The organism is Paraburkholderia aspalathi (assembly GCF_905220735.1).
GTDB classification, from domain to species: Bacteria; Pseudomonadota; Gammaproteobacteria; order Burkholderiales; family Burkholderiaceae; genus Paraburkholderia; species Paraburkholderia aspalathi.
This window is the reverse complement of record NZ_CAJNBA010000001.1, coordinates 882181-898936: the sequence shown is the minus strand read 5'-3', so window position 1 is coordinate 898936 and position 16756 is coordinate 882181. Positions and strand designations below refer to the sequence as shown.

Genomic DNA, 16756 nt, shown 5'->3' with positions numbered 1-16756 from the left:
AACCTCCCTCGACCCATGCTGACCGTCCATCATCTGAATAACTCCCGCTCGCAACGCGTGTTGTGGCTGCTCGAAGAACTCGGCGTGCCCTACGAGATCAAGCGCTACGAGCGCGACCCGAACACGATGCTGGCGCCGCCCGAGTTGCGCACAGTGCATCCGCTGGGCAAGTCACCCGTCATTACGGACGATGGCCAGACCCTCGCCGAATCCGGCGCAATCATCGAGTATCTGGTCGACAAGTACGGTCAAGGCCGCTTCGCGCCCGCAGCGGGCACACCGGAGCGGCTGCGCTACACGTACTGGATGCACTATGCGGAAGGCTCGGCCATGCCGCCGCTGCTGCTGAAACTGGTCGCCCTGCGCATCGCCAGTGCGCCGATGCCGTTCTTCGCCAAGCCCATCGCCCGCAAGATCGCATGGACGCTCCAATCGAGCTTCATCGATCCGCAGTTGAAGCTGCACCTCGGTTTCATCAACAAGGAATTGAGCGCGACCGGCTGGTTCGTCGGCAACGACTTCACGGCGGCCGACGTTCAGATGAGCTTTCCGCTCGAAGCCGCCACCGCACGCGGCGGCATGGAAGGGCAGATTCCCGCCGTCGTCGATTTCCTGAAACGCATTCACGCGCGGCCGGCCTATCAGCGGGCGCTGGAGCGCGGCGGCAAATACGAACTACTGGGCGGCGATTGACGGCCGACCCCGCCCAGGAATTCGTAGTTGTGGCTTAAAACTCGCGGGTGCTAGACTAAAAATCCCCATTGCCATCAACGGGTTGCCGACCGGGCTTCGAATTCGTGCCGAGCGGCGGAACGTCCGGCATTCGCTTGCATCCGCTGGCGCCCGCTTGAGCCTGCTTGAGCTTGATAGACCACGGCAAAGGAGCCCCTGCATGACCCATTCCATCCACGGCAACAAACGCTGGCTGGCGCTGATCGTTCTGTGCCTCGGCGTGCTGATGATCGTGCTCGATACGACGATCGTGAACGTTGCGTTGCCGTCGATCGCCGCGGACCTCGGCTTTAGCGAAACCTCGCTGGTGTGGGTGGTCAATGCGTACATGCTCACCTTCGGCGGCTGCCTGCTGCTTGGCGGACGGCTGGGCGATCTCTACGGCCACCGCAAGCTGTTCCTCGGCGGCATTACGCTGTTCACGCTGGCGTCGCTCGCGTGCGGCCTGGCGAATTCGCAAATCCTGCTGGTGTGCGCGCGTGCCGTGCAGGGTTTGGGCGGCGCAGTGGTCTCCGCTGTTTCGCTGTCGCTGATCATGAATCTGTTCACCGAAGCGGGCGAACGGGCGAAAGCGATGGGTATCTACGGTTTCGTCTGCGCGGGCGGCGGCAGCATCGGCGTGTTGCTCGGCGGTCTGCTGACCAACCTGCTGAGCTGGCACTGGATCTTTCTCGTCAACCTGCCGATTGGTATCGCCGTCTACGCGCTGTGCGTGGCGCTCCTACCGTCGGCGCGCGGTCATGCTCATGGCGAACGGCTCGACGTGGCCGGTGCGGTCACGGTCACCGCTTCGCTGATGCTGGCCGTGTACGCAGTCGTAAATGGCAACGAAGCCGGCTGGACCTCGGCGCAGACGCTCGGCCTGCTGTTCGCCGCGCTCGCGCTGCTGGCCGTGTTTCTCGTAATCGAAGCGCGCGTGCAGCATCCGCTGATGCCGCTCGGTCTGTTCCGCCTGCGCAATGTCGCCACTGCCAATGTGGTCGGCGTACTATGGGCAGCGGCGATGTTCGCGTGGTTCTTCATCTCCGCGTTGTATCTGCAGCGCGTGCTCGGCTACCGGCCCTTGCAGGTCGGGCTCGCGTTTTTGCCGGCCAATCTGATCATGGCGTTCTTTTCGTTGGGCCTGTCGGCGCGCGTGGTGATGCGCTTCGGCCTGCGCGCGCCGCTTGCCGTCGGCCTGCTGGTCGCGGCGATTGGCCTCGCGCTGTTTGCACGCGCGCCCGTCAACGGCAGCTTCGTGCTCGACGTGCTGCCCGGCATGATCCTGCTCGGCTTCGGCGCGGGCATCGCATTCAATCCCCTGCTGCTGGCCGCCATGAGCGACGTCGATCCAAGCGATTCGGGCCTTGCGTCCGGGATCGTCAATACGTCGTTCATGATGGGTGGAGCGCTCGGTCTCGCGGTGCTCGCAAGTCTGGCGGCAGCGCGCAGTGACGCAATGCAAGCGTCTGAAAACGCGGTAGCAGCGCTCAATAGCGGCTATCACGTGGCGTTCCTGTTCGGTGCGATCTTCGCGGCGGCGGCGGGTGTATTGGGTGGTTTGCTGCTGCGCCCGGGACAACCCGGCGGCGCGAACGCGAACGCGCACGAGGATGCACACGGTGACGGCGGGTCCACTGCAGCACAATCGCATGGCGCGGGTAACGCGGCAGCGACCGAAAACTACTGACCTATCCACCCTGAAACAAGCTCGATCGCGGTCAAGAAGGCGCCCACCGCAAAACCGCAAGCGCGATCAAATGCGCCGCATCGCGCCTGGCTATGCTGGCTTCATGCTGACGTGAGAGCCGAAATGAACCCCGTTGGAAAAGCGCTCTGGTTTATCGAAAGCCACTTTGCCCGTGAGCTGACGCTCGACGACATCGCCAACTGCGGATGCGTGTCGCGCTTTCATCTGGCGCGTGCTTTTGAAGCGGCCACGGGGCTTTCGGTGATGCGCTATGTTCGCGCGCGCCGCCTGAGCGAAGCGGCACGACGCCTCGCCGACGGTGCACCCGATATTCTGACCGTCGCCATCGAGGCCGGTTACGGTTCTCACGAAGCATTCACGCGTGCGTTTCGCGAGCAATTCGGACTGACGCCCGAAGCGCTGCGCGCGCGTGGTCACCTCGACAACATTGCTATCGTGGAGCCGATCAAAATGGACGAAACCCTACTCACGCATCTCGAACCGCCGCGTTTCGAAGACGGCAAACCGTTTCTCGTCGCGGGCCTGAGCGAGCGCTATACAAGCGAGACCTGCGCCGCGATTCCTTCGCAGTGGCAGCGCTTTGGCGAATACTTCGGCAGAGTGCCCGGCCAGGTCGGCAACGTGGCATATGGCGTCTGCTACAACGCCGACGACACCGGCAATATCGACTATCTGTGCGGCGTCGAAGTCAGCGACTTTTCGGCATTGCCTGCCGAACTGAGCCGCTTGCGTATTTCCCCGCAACGCTACGCAGTGTTCAGCCACCGCGAGCACATCTCGACCATACGGCGCACCTGGAACACGATCTGGAATCAGTGGCTGCCGGCATCGGGACACATTCCCGCCGATGCGCCCAACTTCGAGCGCTACGACGAGAAGTTCGATCCGGTCAGCGGCATGGGTGGACTCGAAATCTGGCTACCGTTGAAAGCTTGATTCGAGCGTTGAGCGGCTCGCTCGCGAAACTAGCCGCTCACCTTGAGCAGCACCGGATCGTTGCGATACAGATCGGGAAACATGCGCTTCAGTCCGCTCACCTTCGGCAGATCGTTGATCACGATGTACGGGTAGTCAGGATGCAGCGCGAGGAAATTCTGGTGATAGCTTTCCGCCGGATAGAAGCCCTTGAAATCCTCCACGCGAGTGACGATCGGCCCTGAAAACACGTGCGCCTTGTCGAGCTGCGCAATATACGATTGCGCGACGCTACGCTGCTCAGGATTGGCTGGAAAGATCGCCGAGCGGTATTGCGTGCCGTGGTCGGGGCCCTGGTAGTTCAGCTCGGTGGGGTCGTGTGCGACCGAGAAGAAAATCTGCAGCAAACGTCCGTAGGTTATCTGCGTCGGGTCATAGGTGACCTGCACCGATTCAGCATGCCCAGTATCGCCCTCGCTGACGGTTTCATATTGCGCGGTGCCGGCCGCGCCGCCCGTGTATCCCGAGGCGACCTGCTTCACGCCTCGCACGTGTTCGAACACGCCCTGAACACCCCAGAAGCAACCGCCGGCGAACACTGCGGTTTCGCTATGCACGGCGCCGACGCTCTCGTCATGGGCAGGCGGCGGAATCTTCGTCATTGCTTCGGCTGAGTTCGCGATGCGCTGCGCGGCGAAGACGCCTGCCGCAATGGCGACGCAACCCGCGAGCCGGAAAAACGACGAACGCCTGCGTGAGAGAACCTTGCTAGTAGAGGTTGTTTGCATGATGTCAGTCTTTCAATGAGTGGTTGAGTCACGCCGTCAGGCTCGGCTTAGCCAAACGTAAAGGCGAACGCTTGCACGCCCGGATCCAGAAACTCGATCGAGAACGTGTGATCCGCAACGTCGCCGGTTTGCCGCACGAGTTGATAAAGACGCTGTTCGGTAACGGTGCCGGTACCGTCGGCGGCGACGTCTGTTCCGTGCGCTGCGCCCGGTACCGCGCCATCCACGCTGACACGGAAGCGAACCGGCTTGCCGTCCTTGCCTGGACCGAGCACCAGATGCAGATCACGCGCATGGAAGCGATAGATGATGCGTCCGGAGGCCGCCTCGAGCGTCGCGTGTTCGGCGCCCACATTCCACGCGCCGGCGAGCCCCCAATCGTTGACAGCGGGCTGTAACGGCGCCTTATAGGTATGAACCTTGTCTTCCGCTGCGCCGCCGGGCGACGTGAAATTCTCGGCACGCTCGTATCCGATATAGGTTTCCGGCGATTGCATGTCGGCGCTGTCGGCCGCTGCCTGCACGCCTTGCGCGCTCGTGCCGGTAATGCCGATTGCGACCTTCGACGCATTCGCATGCCCTGCCTCTGTCAGCAATTCCTGAATCACCTTTTCCGATTCCGCATAGTCGCCTTCGCCGAAGTGGTGATAGCGAATCTGCCCTTTGCCATCGACGAAATAATGGGCCGGCCAGTACTGATTGTTCAGCGCGCGCCAGATCGCGTAGTTGTTGTCGATCGCGACGGGGTAGTCGACGCCGAGATCGTGGACCGCCTTCTTCACGTTGTCGACATTGCGTTCGAACGCGAATTCCGGTGCATGCACGCCGATGACGACGAGCCCCTGGTCCTTGTACTTCTGCGCCCACGCTTTCACGTACGGCAGCGAACGCAGGCAGTTGATGCAGGAGTACGTCCAGAAATCGACCAGCACAACTTTGCCGCGCAGGTCCTGAACCGTCAGCGGCGGTGAATTCAGCCACTGAACAGCGCCGTTCAAGGTCGGCAGCACACCTTCGACGGGCAACGCAGCCGCGCCGCCTGACGCGCCTTGCGAAGCGCGCATCATCGCGCCGGCGTCGCTTGCATCGGCGGTGGGGTTGGCCGTCATCACGGCGTCGCTACCTGAAGCATTGGCTGGTGCATTGGTCTTATTACCCGCCGCCACCGGATTAGCCGGCGTCGCGCCGGGCGAGAGCTTGTCGACCAGTTTCTGTTCAAGGCCACCGGTAGCGATGGTCGATACACGTGCCAGCACGCCGGTGTCGAGCCCGAGCGAAATCGCCACCACGCCGCACAGCATCGCCGCGCCGATCCCGCGACGGATCCACTCGCCCGCGCCCAGCGAGCGCTTCATCGCCGTGAACACCCGGCCGCCGATCAGCAGCGCCACTGCGAGCGAAGTCGCCGCGCCGGCCGCGTAGGCAACCAGCAGTAGCGTGGTACCGACGCTCGCGCCCCGCAATGCCGCGCCGGTCAGCACCAGGCCGAGAATCGGACCGGCGCACGGCGCCCACAGCAAGCCGGTCGCGATGCCCAGCAGAAAGGACGATCCCGCGCGAACCTGCTGACCGTCGCCCTGCGCGAAATTCGACAGGCGATTGCCGGCGCTCACCAGCGGACGCATCAGATGATCGGCGAAACGCGGCAGCAACAGCGTCAGTCCGAAGATGGCGAGCAAGGCAATTGCAAGCCAGCGGCCATACTGGTTAGCCTGCGTGACCCAACCGCCGCCCACGGCGGCGAGGGTCGCGACGATGGCGAAAGTCAGCGCCATGCCGGCCAGCAATGGCAGCCCGCTGCGCACGAAAGGCTGATCGGCGCGCGCGAAGACAAAGGGCAGCACCGGCAGGATGCACGGACTGAGGATCGTCAGAGCGCCGCCAAGATAGGCAAGAACGATGAGTAGCATGTCGGTTCCGGGCGATGTTTTGAGTCGGTTAGGATGGTTACGCGGCTTGAGTGCGCTGCAGATCAGCGGAAAGTGCCCACATCCTAGGGCGCGAGGGGTGTCAAAGTCCTCACGAAAAGTTAAATTAAATGTGATAACTCGCCGCCCGGAAATTTTGCACAATGGCGCAACGGCCCGTTTTTGCGGGCGCCCTGTCTTTCCACCGCCCTGAACCACACCCGAACCACACCCTTACCCGCGGCTCAAACCCTCCATGGACCCATTGAAGCGCATCCTGATCGTTGAAGACGACGTCGACATCGCCAACGTGCTGAGCCTTCATCTGCGCGACGAACGCTACGAAGTCGTGCATAGCGCCGACGGCAGCGAAGGGCTGCGCCTGCTGGAGCAAGGCGGCTGGGACGCGCTGATCCTCGACCTGATGCTGCCCGGCGTCGACGGCCTGGAAATCTGCCGGCGCGCCCGCGCGATGACGCGCTACACGCCGATCATCATCACCAGCGCGCGTTCGAGCGAAGTACACCGGATCCTCGGCCTCGAACTCGGTGCCGACGACTACCTGGCCAAGCCATTCTCGGTGCTCGAACTGGTGGCGCGCGTCAAAGCCTTGCTGCGGCGCGTCGAAGCCATGGCGAAAGACTCGCGCATCGACGCCGGCAGTTTGCAGCTCGCCGGGCTCACGATCGATCCGCTGACGCGCGAGGCGACAGTGGACGGCAAGCCGATTGAACTGACGCCGCGTGAATTCGACCTGCTGTATTACTTCGCGCAGCATCCCGGCAAAGTGTTCTCGCGGATGGATCTGCTCAACGCTGTATGGGGCTATCAGCACGAGGGCTACGAACACACCGTCAACACCCACATCAACCGCCTGCGCGCGAAGATCGAGACCGACCCCGCCCAACCCGAGCGCATCCTGACCGTCTGGGGACGCGGCTACAAGCTGGCTATGCCTGGCAATCCAGGCGACGGGCCCACGCCCGCCGGCGCACCTCAGGACGCGCCGTGAACCTGACACTAACCCAGCGGCTCTCGATCGTCTTCTCAGCATTGCTGCTGGCGTGCTGCGGCGCGTCGGCGTGGCTGCAGATCCGTTCGAGCGACCTGCACGAAAAGGAAGTCGTGCAGCGCCTGTCAAAGGATCTCGCCAACCATATCGCGCATCGCACCACGCTGATGGACGCGAACGGCCTGCGGCCCGACGCGGTGCGCCAGCTGTTCGGCCAGTTGATGATGGTGAATCCGAGCGTCGAGGTGTATCTGCTTGACAATCAGGGGCGCATCGAGGGCGACGACGCCCCCGTGGGCCACGTCAAGCGCGCTCAGGTAGATCTCGCGCCGATCCGGCAATTTATCGCCGGGGACGCGTTGCCGATTCTCGGCGACGACCCGCGCAGCGTCGACGGGAAAAAAGTGTTTAGCGCCGCGCCGCTGCAACTGAACGGGCAGCCGCCGTCCGGTTATATCTACGTGGTCCTGCTCGGCGAGGAACACGACGCGCTCGCTGCACGCGTGGCCGCCAGCTCGGTACTGCGGACCACGCTCTGGTCGATGGCGCTGGTCGCGCTGCTGGGATTGCTTGCGGGGTTGACGGCATTCGGCCTGATCACGCGGCCGCTACGCCGCCTCACCGACGCCATGCGCCGTTTCGATGCCGACGGCGAGCCGGACACCCAGCCGGCCGTGCCACGCTCGTCGCCTGCCGGACGGCGCGACGAAATCGGCGTACTCGAAGCGACGTTCGCGCAGATGGCCAACCGCATCGGCGAGCAGTGGCGCGCGCTGACGCGCCAGGACCAGCAGCGGCGCGAGCTGATCGCCAATATTTCTCACGACCTGCGCACGCCATTGACCTCGCTGCATGGATACCTCGAGACGCTGTCGCTCAAAGCCGAGACGCTCGGCGAAACGGAGCGCAAACGCTATCTGGCGATTGCGCTTGCGCAGAGCGTCAAGGTCGGGCGGCTCGCGCAGGCGCTGTTCGAGCTGGCCCGGCTCGAACACGGGAACGTACAACCCGCACTCGAGCCGTTCTCGCTGGTCGATCTGGTCCAGGACGTCTTCCAGAAATTCGAGTTGCCGGCCGAGGCGCGGCACATCCAGTTGCGCGCCGATTTTCCCCCTCGTCTGCCGGCGGTCTACGCCGACCTGGGGATGATCGAGCGTGTGCTGACGAACCTGCTCGACAACGCGATTCGCCACACGCCCGCCGGCGGGTCGATCGATGTCGATCTCGCGCACAAGGACGGCAAGGTATCGGTCACAGTGACAGACACGGGTCCCGGCATTCCAGCGGAGCAGCGCGAAGGGCTGTTCGAACGTCCGTTCAGTTCAGGTGGCGCGCATCGCGGCGGCGGACTCGGTCTGCTGATCGTGCAACGCATGCTGCAGTTGCATCACAGCCAGATACGCCTGCTCGAACGTGAGGGAACGGGCACGGCTTTCTGTTTCGATCTGCCGACCACCGAAAAGCCGGCTGTCGCCGGCATCCCGCTCTGACTTTTTTGTTATACGCTATAGGAGCGACCCGCAGCGCGTCCCGATGTCTTTCCTGCATCCCGGCTATTTGGGAGCGTCTCTGAATCTGCTGCGCCCGCAGACGGTCCTCCGGTGCAATACTGTGTAAGCGGCCGAAGGGTAGTCTCTAGTCAGACCAATTGCCACTCAACACCCAGGCAGCCCAGGGGACGTCACGCCGACCGCGGCACGGGTACCTCGGTGCACTCACCTATGGAGACTGATGATGTCGATTCGACTAGGAGAAAACGCTCCCGATTTCACTGCTGAAACCACCGAAGGGACGATCCATTTTCACGAATGGATCGGAGACCATTGGGCGATCCTGTTTTCGCATCCGAAGGATTTCACCCCGGTTTGTACGACGGAACTCGGCTACCTGGCGGGTCTCAAGCCAGAATTCGATAAGCGCAACACGAAAATTATCGGGCTCAGCATCGATCCCGTCGGCGATCACAAGGAGTGGGTCAAGGATATCGCGGAGACGCAGGGCCACGCGGTCAACTACCCGTTGATCGGCGACTCGGACCTGACGGTCGCGAAGCTCTACGACATGATTCATCCCGAAGCGAGCGGCGGCGGCCCGCGCACCGCGGTGGACAACGCGACCGTTCGCTCCGTGTTTATCATCGGGCCGGACAAGAAGGTCAAAGCCATGCTCGTCTATCCGATGAGTGCAGGCCGCAATTTCGACGAAGTGCTGCGGTTGCTCGACGCCCTGCAACTCAACGCGAAACATACGGTGGCGACGCCGGTAAACTGGAAGCCGGGTGAAGACGTGATCATTCCAACGTCCGTTTCCAACGATGCCGCAATGCAAAAATATCCTGAGGGTTTCAAAACCGTGAAGCCTTATCTGCGATACGTTACGCAACCGAAGTAAAAGCGCTCATTGATTGGAGCGACGAGCGCCAGATAGTGTCGAAGTGCGGCGGCCGATGCGAGTCCGGGTGCATCCACGCGCCCGGCCCGCCGAACGGGGTGCGTCCAAATCGACTGCCTGCGGTACGGTTTGGCGACACTCCATGAGCCGCGATCCTTAACCGCTCGCAAAAGCGGGCCGCGGGGTGAAATCGTGTTGATCTTCCGGCAGCTATTCGATCAGCAATCCTCAACCTACACGTATCTTCTTGCCGATAGCGCAACGCGAGAGGCCGTGCTGGTCGATCCGGTATTCGAACAGGTGCGCCGGGACGCTGCCCTGATCGAAGAACTTGGATTGCATCTGCTTTACACCATCGACACTCACGTCCACGCCGATCACGTGACCGGTGCATGGATGTTGAATCGCCGCACAGGTAGCCGGATTGCGATCTCGGCCGCAAGCGGCGCCGAAGGTGCGGACCGCTATCTGAGCCATGGCGACAAGGTCGAGTTCGGCGCAAGGTACTTGTCCATACGCGCCACGCCGGGTCATACCGATGGATGCATCACACTCGTACTCGACAACGAGACCATGGCGTTTACCGGCGACTGCCTGTTGATCAGAGGCACGGGTCGAACGGATTTCCAGCGCGGTGACGCGCACGCCATGTTTCGCGCGGTCCACAACAACATCTTTACGCTGCCCGCCGCGTGCCTGCTCTACCCGGCCCACGACTATCGCGGTTTAACGGTCACCAGCGTGGATGAGGAGCGACGCTTCAATCCGCGTCTTGGCGGTGAATTGTGTGAAGACGATTTCGCCGGATACATGACGAACCTGCGCCTGCCGCATCCGAAGCAGATCGACGTGGCGGTACCCGCAAACCTGAAATGCGGCCTGGCGGCAAGCTACCCCGCGCAGATGGCGGAGCCCGATTGGGCGCCACTGACATGCAGCTTTGCGGGCATCTGGGAAATCAACGCCCAGTGGCTCGAGGAAAATCTGCGGGCAGTCGAGGTCGTCGACGTGCGCGAGTCCGACGAGTTCAGCGGGCCACTGGGGCGCATCCCGGTTGCGAAGCTCATTCCATTGGGTGAGCTCGCCGGGCGTATCGCCGAACTCACGAAGGAACGCCCGATCGTGACCGTCTGCCGGGCCGGCGGACGGTCGGCACAAGCCACGATCATGCTGCGGCAAGCCGGATTCGAGCAGGTTGCCAACCTGCCCGGCGGCATGCTCCGCTGGCGCGCGGAGGGCCGCGTCGTTGAAAACGCCAGCATGTGACGGAATCGTCAATCGTCGGCTGATGGCGATCCATCGGCCACGCCGCGTCTGATTTAACGCTTCACGCGTGCTCCTGCTTCCATTGCCGATAACGCCGCGTCAGGCGGCGCGTGCGCAGTTGATCCATGATCAACGTTAAGACCGCGGAATACTGAGCGGGCGCAGTACGTCCCGTGCCGAGCGAACGCAGACGGCGTTTGACGAGCGCCATGCGCGCGATTGCCGCAAGTGCCCGGTCGCGCCACTCGACCGGCTGCATGTGCGCCCCCAGATCGGCGCCTGCCTGCCAGCGTGCCGGCAGATCGGGCATCACGGCAAGCGCCGTGGCCATGCCGACGACGGCGACACCACTGTTCAGCACCTGCTCGGCCACAGCGCGGCGCCGGATGCCACCGGTGGTCATGACAGGCATCGTGGCGACACCGGCCAGATCCTTGGCGAATTCGAGGAAATAGGCTTCGCGCGCGAGGGTGCGCCCGTCGGCAGTGTCGCCCTGCATCGCAGGGCTTTCGTAGCTGCCGCCCGATAGCTCGACCAGGTCGACCGACAGGTCATTCAGCCACAGCACGACTTGCCGGGCGTCCTCTTCCGAAAAGCCACCGCGCTGAAAATCAGCGGAGTTCAGTTTGACCGCCACGCAAAAACCCGGTGAGACCCGTGCGCGCACTGCACGCACCACGTCCAGCAACAGACGGGCGCGGTTGGCAAGATCGCCGCCCCAACGATCAGCGCGGCGATTGGTCAGCGGCGAAAGGAACTGCGAGATCAAATAGCCATGGGCGGCGTGAATTTCCACGCCCGTAAACCCCGCCTGCTCGGCAGCGTGCGCCGTCGCGGCAAAGCGGCCGATGGTCTCGCTTATCTCAGCCTCGCTCATGGCGCTCGGCTGCGCGAACAGCTTGCTGTGTTTGCCGAGCGCCATCGGCACAGCCGAAGGCGCCCACGCCGTGCCGCCCATTGCCGCGAGCACCTGCCGGCCCGGATGATTGATCTGCATCCACACCTGGGCACCACGGCTGCGGGCCGCTTGTGACCACTGCGTGAAGGGTGCGAGAGGCGTATTGGCCTCAAGCACGATCCCGCCTGGCCCGGTTAGCGCCCGGCCGTCGATCATCACGTTGCCCGTGACGATAAGACCTGCGCCACCTTCGGCCCACGAACGGTATAGCCGATGGATCGTCTCGCCAGGCAGTTGCCCCGCGTCGGCAAGATTCTCTTCCATCGCCGCTTTGGCGAGACGGTTGGGCAGCCAGCTGCCGTTGGGCAACTGCACGGGTGTGAACAGCGAAGTAGTCATGGCGGAGTCAGCATACAAAAGGAGCGATGCCGCTATACTAAGATTCAAGTCAACTTGAAGGTCAAGCGATTATGAGAATCGGCGAACTCGCGGAAAAGACCGGCCTCGCACCGTCCGCCATCCGCTTTTACGAGCAGAGCGGCTTGCTGCCCGAGCCGGAGCGCAGTCCCAACGGTTATCGCGTCTACTCTGAGCAGGCCATTGGACGCCTGCGCGTGGTGCAGTTGGCGCAGAATCTGGGCTTTCCGCTCGACAGACTGCGGGAGGCCTTCTCTGGTGACGAGCTTTATCCGAAAGAGGATTTGCTGCACAAACTCGATACGCGGCTCGAGGAGATCGAGCAACTCATGAGCGCCCTGCGTCTGCAGCGAAAGACGCTACGCACGCTTCGCACCACGCTCAGCGAAGCGTGGGCTCAAGGAAAGTGTGTCGATGGCGAGGAATTGGCCAATCAGCTCCTGGCACAACAGCAGGAACCGTCGCGCCGGTCAAAGACCCGACACGAATGAAGCAGGCCGCGCGCGCACCACGATCAAAGCTTATTTGTTGAACGGCGCCTTTTCCGGTTCAGCTGCGTACTTGTCGCGGATGGCGTTCACGCAGTGGGTGAAACGCGTGCGGAAACCCACGGGGTCGGTGCTCGGCGGTGTGAGTCCGTCCGAAGTCACGCTCCATCCGTCGGACGTACGGATGACATCAAGATCGAAGGACGGACCCGGCTCGTTCTCGAGAATCACCGTTTCGCGCACATCCCGGCCCCCCGCGCGGATGATCGCCATACATCCCTGGCGGAGCCCGCCCGAAGCATGCGTGTTGCCGCTACCCGGAGCGGGGTTGTCCGGCGCTGCGCCGTACATCCGCATTGATTCGAATTGGGGCGGCGTCCCGGTGGTAACGAATGCGGCGTCGGCCTCGGATATCCCGTCACTACAGCCGGTTACCAAGGTAGAGATCGTAGCCAACATGACGCCGGCGGAAGCGCGTCGGAGACTCGATGTGGCGTAGCGTGGCATGGTTGGTCTTGGAATTTATAGTACGTAGCGGTAAGCGGCATTTTAGGGCAAGTCGGCGTTCGCCGGACCATGCAATGCTTAAGAAAACCTTATGCAATACAAACTATTACGTGATTTTCTCACCGTTGCATAAATCGTCAGTGCGTTATGGAATCGAAAGCGTCGGTTCATCCAGGCGACTCAATTCCACTGCACATTCATCTCCGCTTACCAAATGTTTCGCAACAACCAAAAGGACGAGAGATGAAGACGATCAGGAGATGGAAGCGTACACAAAGCGCCATTGGCGCGAGCGTTGCCTTGCTGGCCGGACTGTACTCGCTGGGTGCAGCGGCAAGCGATGAACACGATCACGAGCATGAGTCAGTGAAACATGTGCTGCTGATTAGCTTCGACGGCTTGCATGAGCAGGACGTCGCACGCTGTATCGGTTCGAATGCATGCCCCAATCTTGCGTTGCTGGCCAAGTCGGGCACGACTTACACCAACGCGCACACGCCACATCTTTCGGATTCGTTCCCGGGCCTCGCGGCGCTCGTCACCGGTGGCTCGCCCAAATCCGCGGGCCTCTTCTACGACGTATCGTATGACCGCACGCTCTACGCGCCGTCCGATAGCAGTTGCACCGGCAAGCAAGGCTGGAACGTCGTATTCGACGAGACCACTGGCATCGACGGTGAGAACGGCGGCGCTCTGACCCATCTCAACGGTGGCGGCGCGTTCAATCCGCAAGCCATCCCGCATGCGTTGGTCAATGGCGTCTGTACGCCCGTCTATCCGCACAATTATGTGAAGACCAACACGATCTTCGAAGTGGTCAAACAAAACGTGAAAGGCGCTCGCACCGCATGGGCGGACAAACATGCGTGGGGCTACGACTGGCTCAATGGACCGTCCGGCACAGGCGTCGACGATCTTTCGCGCACCGAGATCAATTCGATTGATCCGGCTACCAATACGAACTACATCGACATCTACACGCACACGGAAAAGTTCGACAATCTGCACGTGCAGTCGCTGATCAATGAAATCGACGGTAAGGATTCGACCGGCCAATCCAGCGCCGACATACCCACCGTGTTCGGCACCAACTTCCAGACACTGAGCGTCGCTCAGAAGGCAACGGTCGCGGCTGGCGGCGGCTATCTGGATGCGAGCTTCACGCCGGGCCCGCAGGTAAGCGGCGCGATTGCTTATCTGGACAACGCCTTGGGTCGCATCGTGTCCGAACTCAAGCAGCACAACCTTTATTCGTCGACGGCGATCATCGTCACGGCGAAGCATGGGCAGTCGCCGACCGATCATTCGAAGCTGGTCAAGAACGGCGACACGCTTTCGAAACTGCTTGAAGCAAACAACTATCTGGACCCGAACGGCAACTTCGGGCAGAACAGTACGAAAAGCGGCAACCTCAATGACGGAACGGGGCTCGTCGATACGGGTTTCGTGCAGACCGACGACGTCGGCCTGATCTGGTTGCGCGATCAAAGCCAATTGCCGGCAGTCGTGAAGACCCTGAAAGACAACCTGAGCTGCAACGCGCCCGGCATCTGTGCGGACGGTCCGCAGGCGTACATTCTGTACGGCCCGCAGTTGAACGGGTGGTTTGGCGATCCGGCACGCGGACGCACGCCTGACATCGTCGTCCAGCCGAACCCGGGGGTCATCTATACCTCGAGTACGGCTAAAGACGAAGAGCACGGCGGCAACGCGCCCGACGACAGCCATCTTGGTCTCGTGGTCTACGTGCCTCACGCCCATCACGCTGGCCGGACCAACGACGAGCGTGTATCGACCACGCAGGTCGCACCGACGATCCTGCGTTTGCTCGACCTGGAACCTGAACTGCTGCACTCGGTCGCTGTTGAAGGAACGCGTGCGCTACCGGGCTACGATCGCGAGCGCTTCTAGGCGATTGGAAGCGAGTGCGCGGCTAGTACCGCGCACTCGCTTCACCGACGATGCCGTTTTTAACTACTCGAAGTCGTTTCTGACGGCGTCGTTGGAGACGTAGACAGCACCTTGATCGACTCCCAACGCGGATGTAGAAGCCGCAACATAGCGAGAATCGCGCTCTTGGTATCTTCTGACACGGTTAGCACGTCACTTCCTGTCTGAACCGCTTTCTTGCCATGTTGGCAATACTGATACTCCACGCGAACCGTTACTGACATGATTACGATTTCCTTCCTGTTAAGACTGATATCTGGTGAGTGATCGACGGTTGATCGCTATCAGTCATTCCCGGTTCGACTCGATTCGATTGACGAATCCGCAATCCAGCAAGATCTGACACAAGTCTTCGGGCGAGCAGGATGATCCCGCCACTTCGCTCATCCGCGCGAGAACATCAGAGAACGAAGCAAGTACGCGCCAACTGTCATAGTAAGCATGCAGTTGCGGCACGACCTCGTTGCCCAGCTTTTCCCAGCGGACGGAAAGCATGCCGACCGTTCCGCCGCCCTCCACCCGGTAGACACCGAAGGTGACGGCCGAGACTACGGACATCACCCGGCAATAGGAAGCCGGGTTCACATAGAATTCACGCCTGAGACGCTCATCGTTGCTCATCGCCGTTCTCCCCCGAGTTTTTACGGTTGTAACCCGTATAACGGCGCGCAGATGTCGAAGCTTGAGTCTTGCAGGCGTCATTTGCCTCGCAACGTGAACACACTCAATAATCAGACGAGAAGCCACACCGGGATGACCAGTGCGGCTACCATTCTCTATCGCTAGCGTTCAATGTCGTTGCACTGCGGCACGAAGCTTTGTTCATGCAAGATCGCGTCCCAACTACGCCCTGCTTTGGAGCAAAAGTAAATGCGAAGCCGCGCAATCAGCATTGCTCGTCAATTCAACGCCCGATATCGGCTCTTTAATTGCCTGGATCTCTTCAAAGAAGGCATCCCGAACATCAGATACCATCAAGAGATTTACGTCCGCGTAATCGATGCGCCGCCATCGACGAGCGAAGCAGTACCGGTCACGAAGGACGAGTCATCCGACGCGAGATACAGCACCGAACGGGCGAGTTCTTCCGGCCGTGCGACGCGCTTGAGCGCATGCAAGCCGGTCACGAAGGCTTGCGACTCGGCGGTGTCGTTCATGTCGCGATACATCGGCGTGTCCACGGCACCAGGCAGAATGGCGTTGACGCGCACACCTTGCGGGCCATACTCGGCAGCCAGCGCTTGCGTCAGCCCAATCAAACCGGCCTTGCTCGCGGCGTATGCCGCGGTGCCCGGGAAAGCGAATGAGTAGCCAACGAACGTCGACGTGAAGATAACCGACCCGCCACCGTGCTTCACCATCTCGGGGATCTGGTGCTTCGCACCCAAAAAGGCGCTCGTCAGATTGGTCGCCAAAGCAGCCGACCAGCCCGCTTCCGACACGCTCGAGGTCGGGCCCATTTCGCCCAGCGTGCCGGCGTTGTTATAGGCAATGTCGAGCCGGCCGAAGCGGCTCACAGCGAGCGCGACCAGCGCTTTCGCGTAGTCCTCTGACTGCACGTCGCCCGCCAGAAACGCGGCCTCGCCGCCTTCGCTGGCAATTTCGGCTGCGAGCGTTTCAAGTTCAGCTTCGCGGCGCGCCGCGATCACCACTTTTGCGCCTTCCGCGGCGAACAGTTTTGCGGTGGCACGGCCAATTCCCGCGCTGGCGCCGGTCACGATCGCGACTTTTCCTGATAAGCGTTGCATGTTCAATCTCCTGCTGCAGTGTGTTGACCAGTGCCCAGTGCCTTGGT

The 16756-nt window shown here is 61.8% G+C and carries 15 protein-coding genes; 9 read left to right on the top strand and 6 right to left on the bottom strand.

Translation table 11 applies throughout. The features are described from left to right. Positions 1–15 precede the first annotated feature (15 nt). From KHO30_RS03950 to KHO30_RS03940, 3 genes are all read left to right on the top strand, one after another. A complete protein-coding gene (locus KHO30_RS03950; protein WP_211700111.1) occupies positions 16–693 on the top strand; it encodes a glutathione S-transferase family protein in 678 nt (225 codons plus the stop codon). A gap of 199 nt (positions 694–892) precedes the next feature. Beyond that, positions 893–2401, top strand: a complete 1509-nt coding sequence (locus KHO30_RS03945) for a DHA2 family efflux MFS transporter permease subunit (RefSeq protein ID WP_093636884.1) — start codon at positions 893–895, stop codon at positions 2399–2401. Positions 2402–2524: 123 nt separating this feature from the next. Further along, positions 2525–3358, top strand: coding sequence for an AraC family transcriptional regulator (locus KHO30_RS03940; RefSeq protein WP_200618991.1), 834 nt, complete (start codon positions 2525–2527; stop codon positions 3356–3358). Positions 3359–3387: 29 nt separating this feature from the next. Here the strand turns inward: KHO30_RS03940 and msrA are convergent, their stop codons facing one another. Together msrA and KHO30_RS03930 are read right to left on the bottom strand one after the other, a co-directional pair. Continuing rightward, positions 3388–4125, bottom strand: coding sequence for a peptide-methionine (S)-S-oxide reductase MsrA (gene msrA, locus KHO30_RS03935; RefSeq protein WP_211700110.1), 738 nt, complete (start codon positions 4123–4125; stop codon positions 3388–3390). Positions 4126–4172: 47 nt separating this feature from the next. Further along, positions 4173–6035: a cytochrome c biogenesis protein DipZ gene (locus tag KHO30_RS03930; protein ID WP_211700109.1), complete on the bottom strand. Its 1863-nt coding sequence runs from the start codon at positions 6033–6035 to the stop codon at positions 4173–4175. A gap of 253 nt (positions 6036–6288) precedes the next feature. Here KHO30_RS03930 and KHO30_RS03925 point away from each other — a divergent pair, with 253 nt between their 5' ends. From KHO30_RS03925 to KHO30_RS03910, 4 genes are all read left to right on the top strand, one after another. Beyond that, on the top strand, positions 6289–7044 hold the full coding sequence (locus KHO30_RS03925; protein WP_054033720.1) for a response regulator transcription factor: 756 nt from the start codon (positions 6289–6291) through the stop codon (positions 7042–7044). Then, positions 7041–8534 (top strand): sensor histidine kinase, encoded by a 1494-nt coding sequence (locus KHO30_RS03920; protein WP_211700108.1) that lies wholly within the window; start codon positions 7041–7043, stop codon positions 8532–8534. Before KHO30_RS03925 ends, KHO30_RS03920 begins: the two co-directional genes overlap by 4 nt. 244 nt (positions 8535–8778) lie before the next feature. Beyond that, entirely contained in the window at positions 8779–9435 is a 657-nt protein-coding gene (locus KHO30_RS03915) for a peroxiredoxin (protein ID WP_200619035.1), read from the top strand. Between the two features lie 195 nt (positions 9436–9630). After that, positions 9631–10701 carry a rhodanese-like domain-containing protein gene (locus KHO30_RS03910; RefSeq protein ID WP_211700969.1) on the top strand — a complete coding sequence of 357 codons (1071 nt, stop codon included), beginning with the start codon at positions 9631–9633 and terminating at the stop codon, positions 10699–10701. 61 nt (positions 10702–10762) lie between these two features. Here the strand turns inward: KHO30_RS03910 and KHO30_RS03905 are convergent, their stop codons facing one another. Further along, positions 10763–11998, bottom strand: a complete 1236-nt coding sequence (locus KHO30_RS03905) for an NADH:flavin oxidoreductase/NADH oxidase family protein (protein WP_200618986.1) — start codon at positions 11996–11998, stop codon at positions 10763–10765. Between the two features lie 71 nt (positions 11999–12069). Here KHO30_RS03905 and KHO30_RS03900 point away from each other — a divergent pair, with 71 nt between their 5' ends. Next, the gene (locus tag KHO30_RS03900; RefSeq protein WP_211700107.1) at positions 12070–12507 is read left to right on the top strand and encodes a MerR family transcriptional regulator; all 438 of its coding nucleotides are present in this window, start codon (positions 12070–12072) and stop codon (positions 12505–12507) included. 30 nt (positions 12508–12537) lie between these two features. Here the strand turns inward: KHO30_RS03900 and KHO30_RS03895 are convergent, their stop codons facing one another. Next, on the bottom strand, positions 12538–12777 hold the full coding sequence (locus tag KHO30_RS03895) for a hypothetical protein (RefSeq protein WP_200618985.1): 240 nt from the start codon (positions 12775–12777) through the stop codon (positions 12538–12540). A gap of 477 nt (positions 12778–13254) precedes the next feature. On the opposite strand from KHO30_RS03895, the gene KHO30_RS03890 reads away from it, so the two are divergent. Beyond that, positions 13255–14922: an alkaline phosphatase family protein gene (locus KHO30_RS03890; RefSeq protein ID WP_211700106.1), complete on the top strand. Its 1668-nt coding sequence runs from the start codon at positions 13255–13257 to the stop codon at positions 14920–14922. 327 nt (positions 14923–15249) lie between these two features. Here the strand turns inward: KHO30_RS03890 and KHO30_RS03885 are convergent, their stop codons facing one another. Together KHO30_RS03885 and KHO30_RS03880 are read right to left on the bottom strand one after the other, a co-directional pair. After that, entirely contained in the window at positions 15250–15582 is a 333-nt protein-coding gene (locus KHO30_RS03885) for a hypothetical protein (protein WP_211700105.1), read from the bottom strand. Positions 15583–15944: 362 nt separating this feature from the next. Next, complete coding sequence (locus KHO30_RS03880) at positions 15945–16709, bottom strand: SDR family oxidoreductase (protein ID WP_211700104.1); 765 nt, start codon at positions 16707–16709, stop codon at positions 15945–15947. Between the last annotated feature and the right edge of the window lie 47 nt (positions 16710–16756).

Excerpts from the sequence above, each read along its gene's own strand:
- KHO30_RS03940 (WP_200618991.1), top strand. The coding sequence starts at position 2,525 with ATGAACCCCGTTGGAAAAGCGCTCTGGTTTATCGAAAGCCACTTTGCC.
- KHO30_RS03890 (WP_211700106.1), top strand. The coding sequence starts at position 13,255 with ATGAAGACGATCAGGAGATGGAAGCGTACACAAAGCGCCATTGGCGCG.
- KHO30_RS03950 (WP_211700111.1), top strand. The coding sequence starts at position 16 with ATGCTGACCGTCCATCATCTGAATAACTCCCGCTCGCAACGCGTGTTG.
- KHO30_RS03900 (WP_211700107.1), top strand. The coding sequence starts at position 12,070 with ATGAGAATCGGCGAACTCGCGGAAAAGACCGGCCTCGCACCGTCCGCC.
- KHO30_RS03885 (WP_211700105.1), bottom strand. The coding sequence starts at position 15,582 with ATGAGCAACGATGAGCGTCTCAGGCGTGAATTCTATGTGAACCCGGCT.
- KHO30_RS03915 (WP_200619035.1), top strand. The coding sequence starts at position 8,779 with ATGTCGATTCGACTAGGAGAAAACGCTCCCGATTTCACTGCTGAAACC.
- KHO30_RS03895 (WP_200618985.1), bottom strand. The coding sequence starts at position 12,777 with ATGGCGATCATCCGCGCGGGGGGCCGGGATGTGCGCGAAACGGTGATT.
- KHO30_RS03945 (WP_093636884.1), top strand. The coding sequence starts at position 893 with ATGACCCATTCCATCCACGGCAACAAACGCTGGCTGGCGCTGATCGTT.
- KHO30_RS03930 (WP_211700109.1), bottom strand. The coding sequence starts at position 6,035 with ATGCTACTCATCGTTCTTGCCTATCTTGGCGGCGCTCTGACGATCCTC.
- KHO30_RS03880 (WP_211700104.1), bottom strand. The coding sequence starts at position 16,709 with ATGCAACGCTTATCAGGAAAAGTCGCGATCGTGACCGGCGCCAGCGCG.
- msrA (WP_211700110.1), bottom strand. The coding sequence starts at position 4,125 with ATGCAAACAACCTCTACTAGCAAGGTTCTCTCACGCAGGCGTTCGTCG.
- KHO30_RS03905 (WP_200618986.1), bottom strand. The coding sequence starts at position 11,998 with ATGACTACTTCGCTGTTCACACCCGTGCAGTTGCCCAACGGCAGCTGG.
- KHO30_RS03925 (WP_054033720.1), top strand. The coding sequence starts at position 6,289 with ATGGACCCATTGAAGCGCATCCTGATCGTTGAAGACGACGTCGACATC.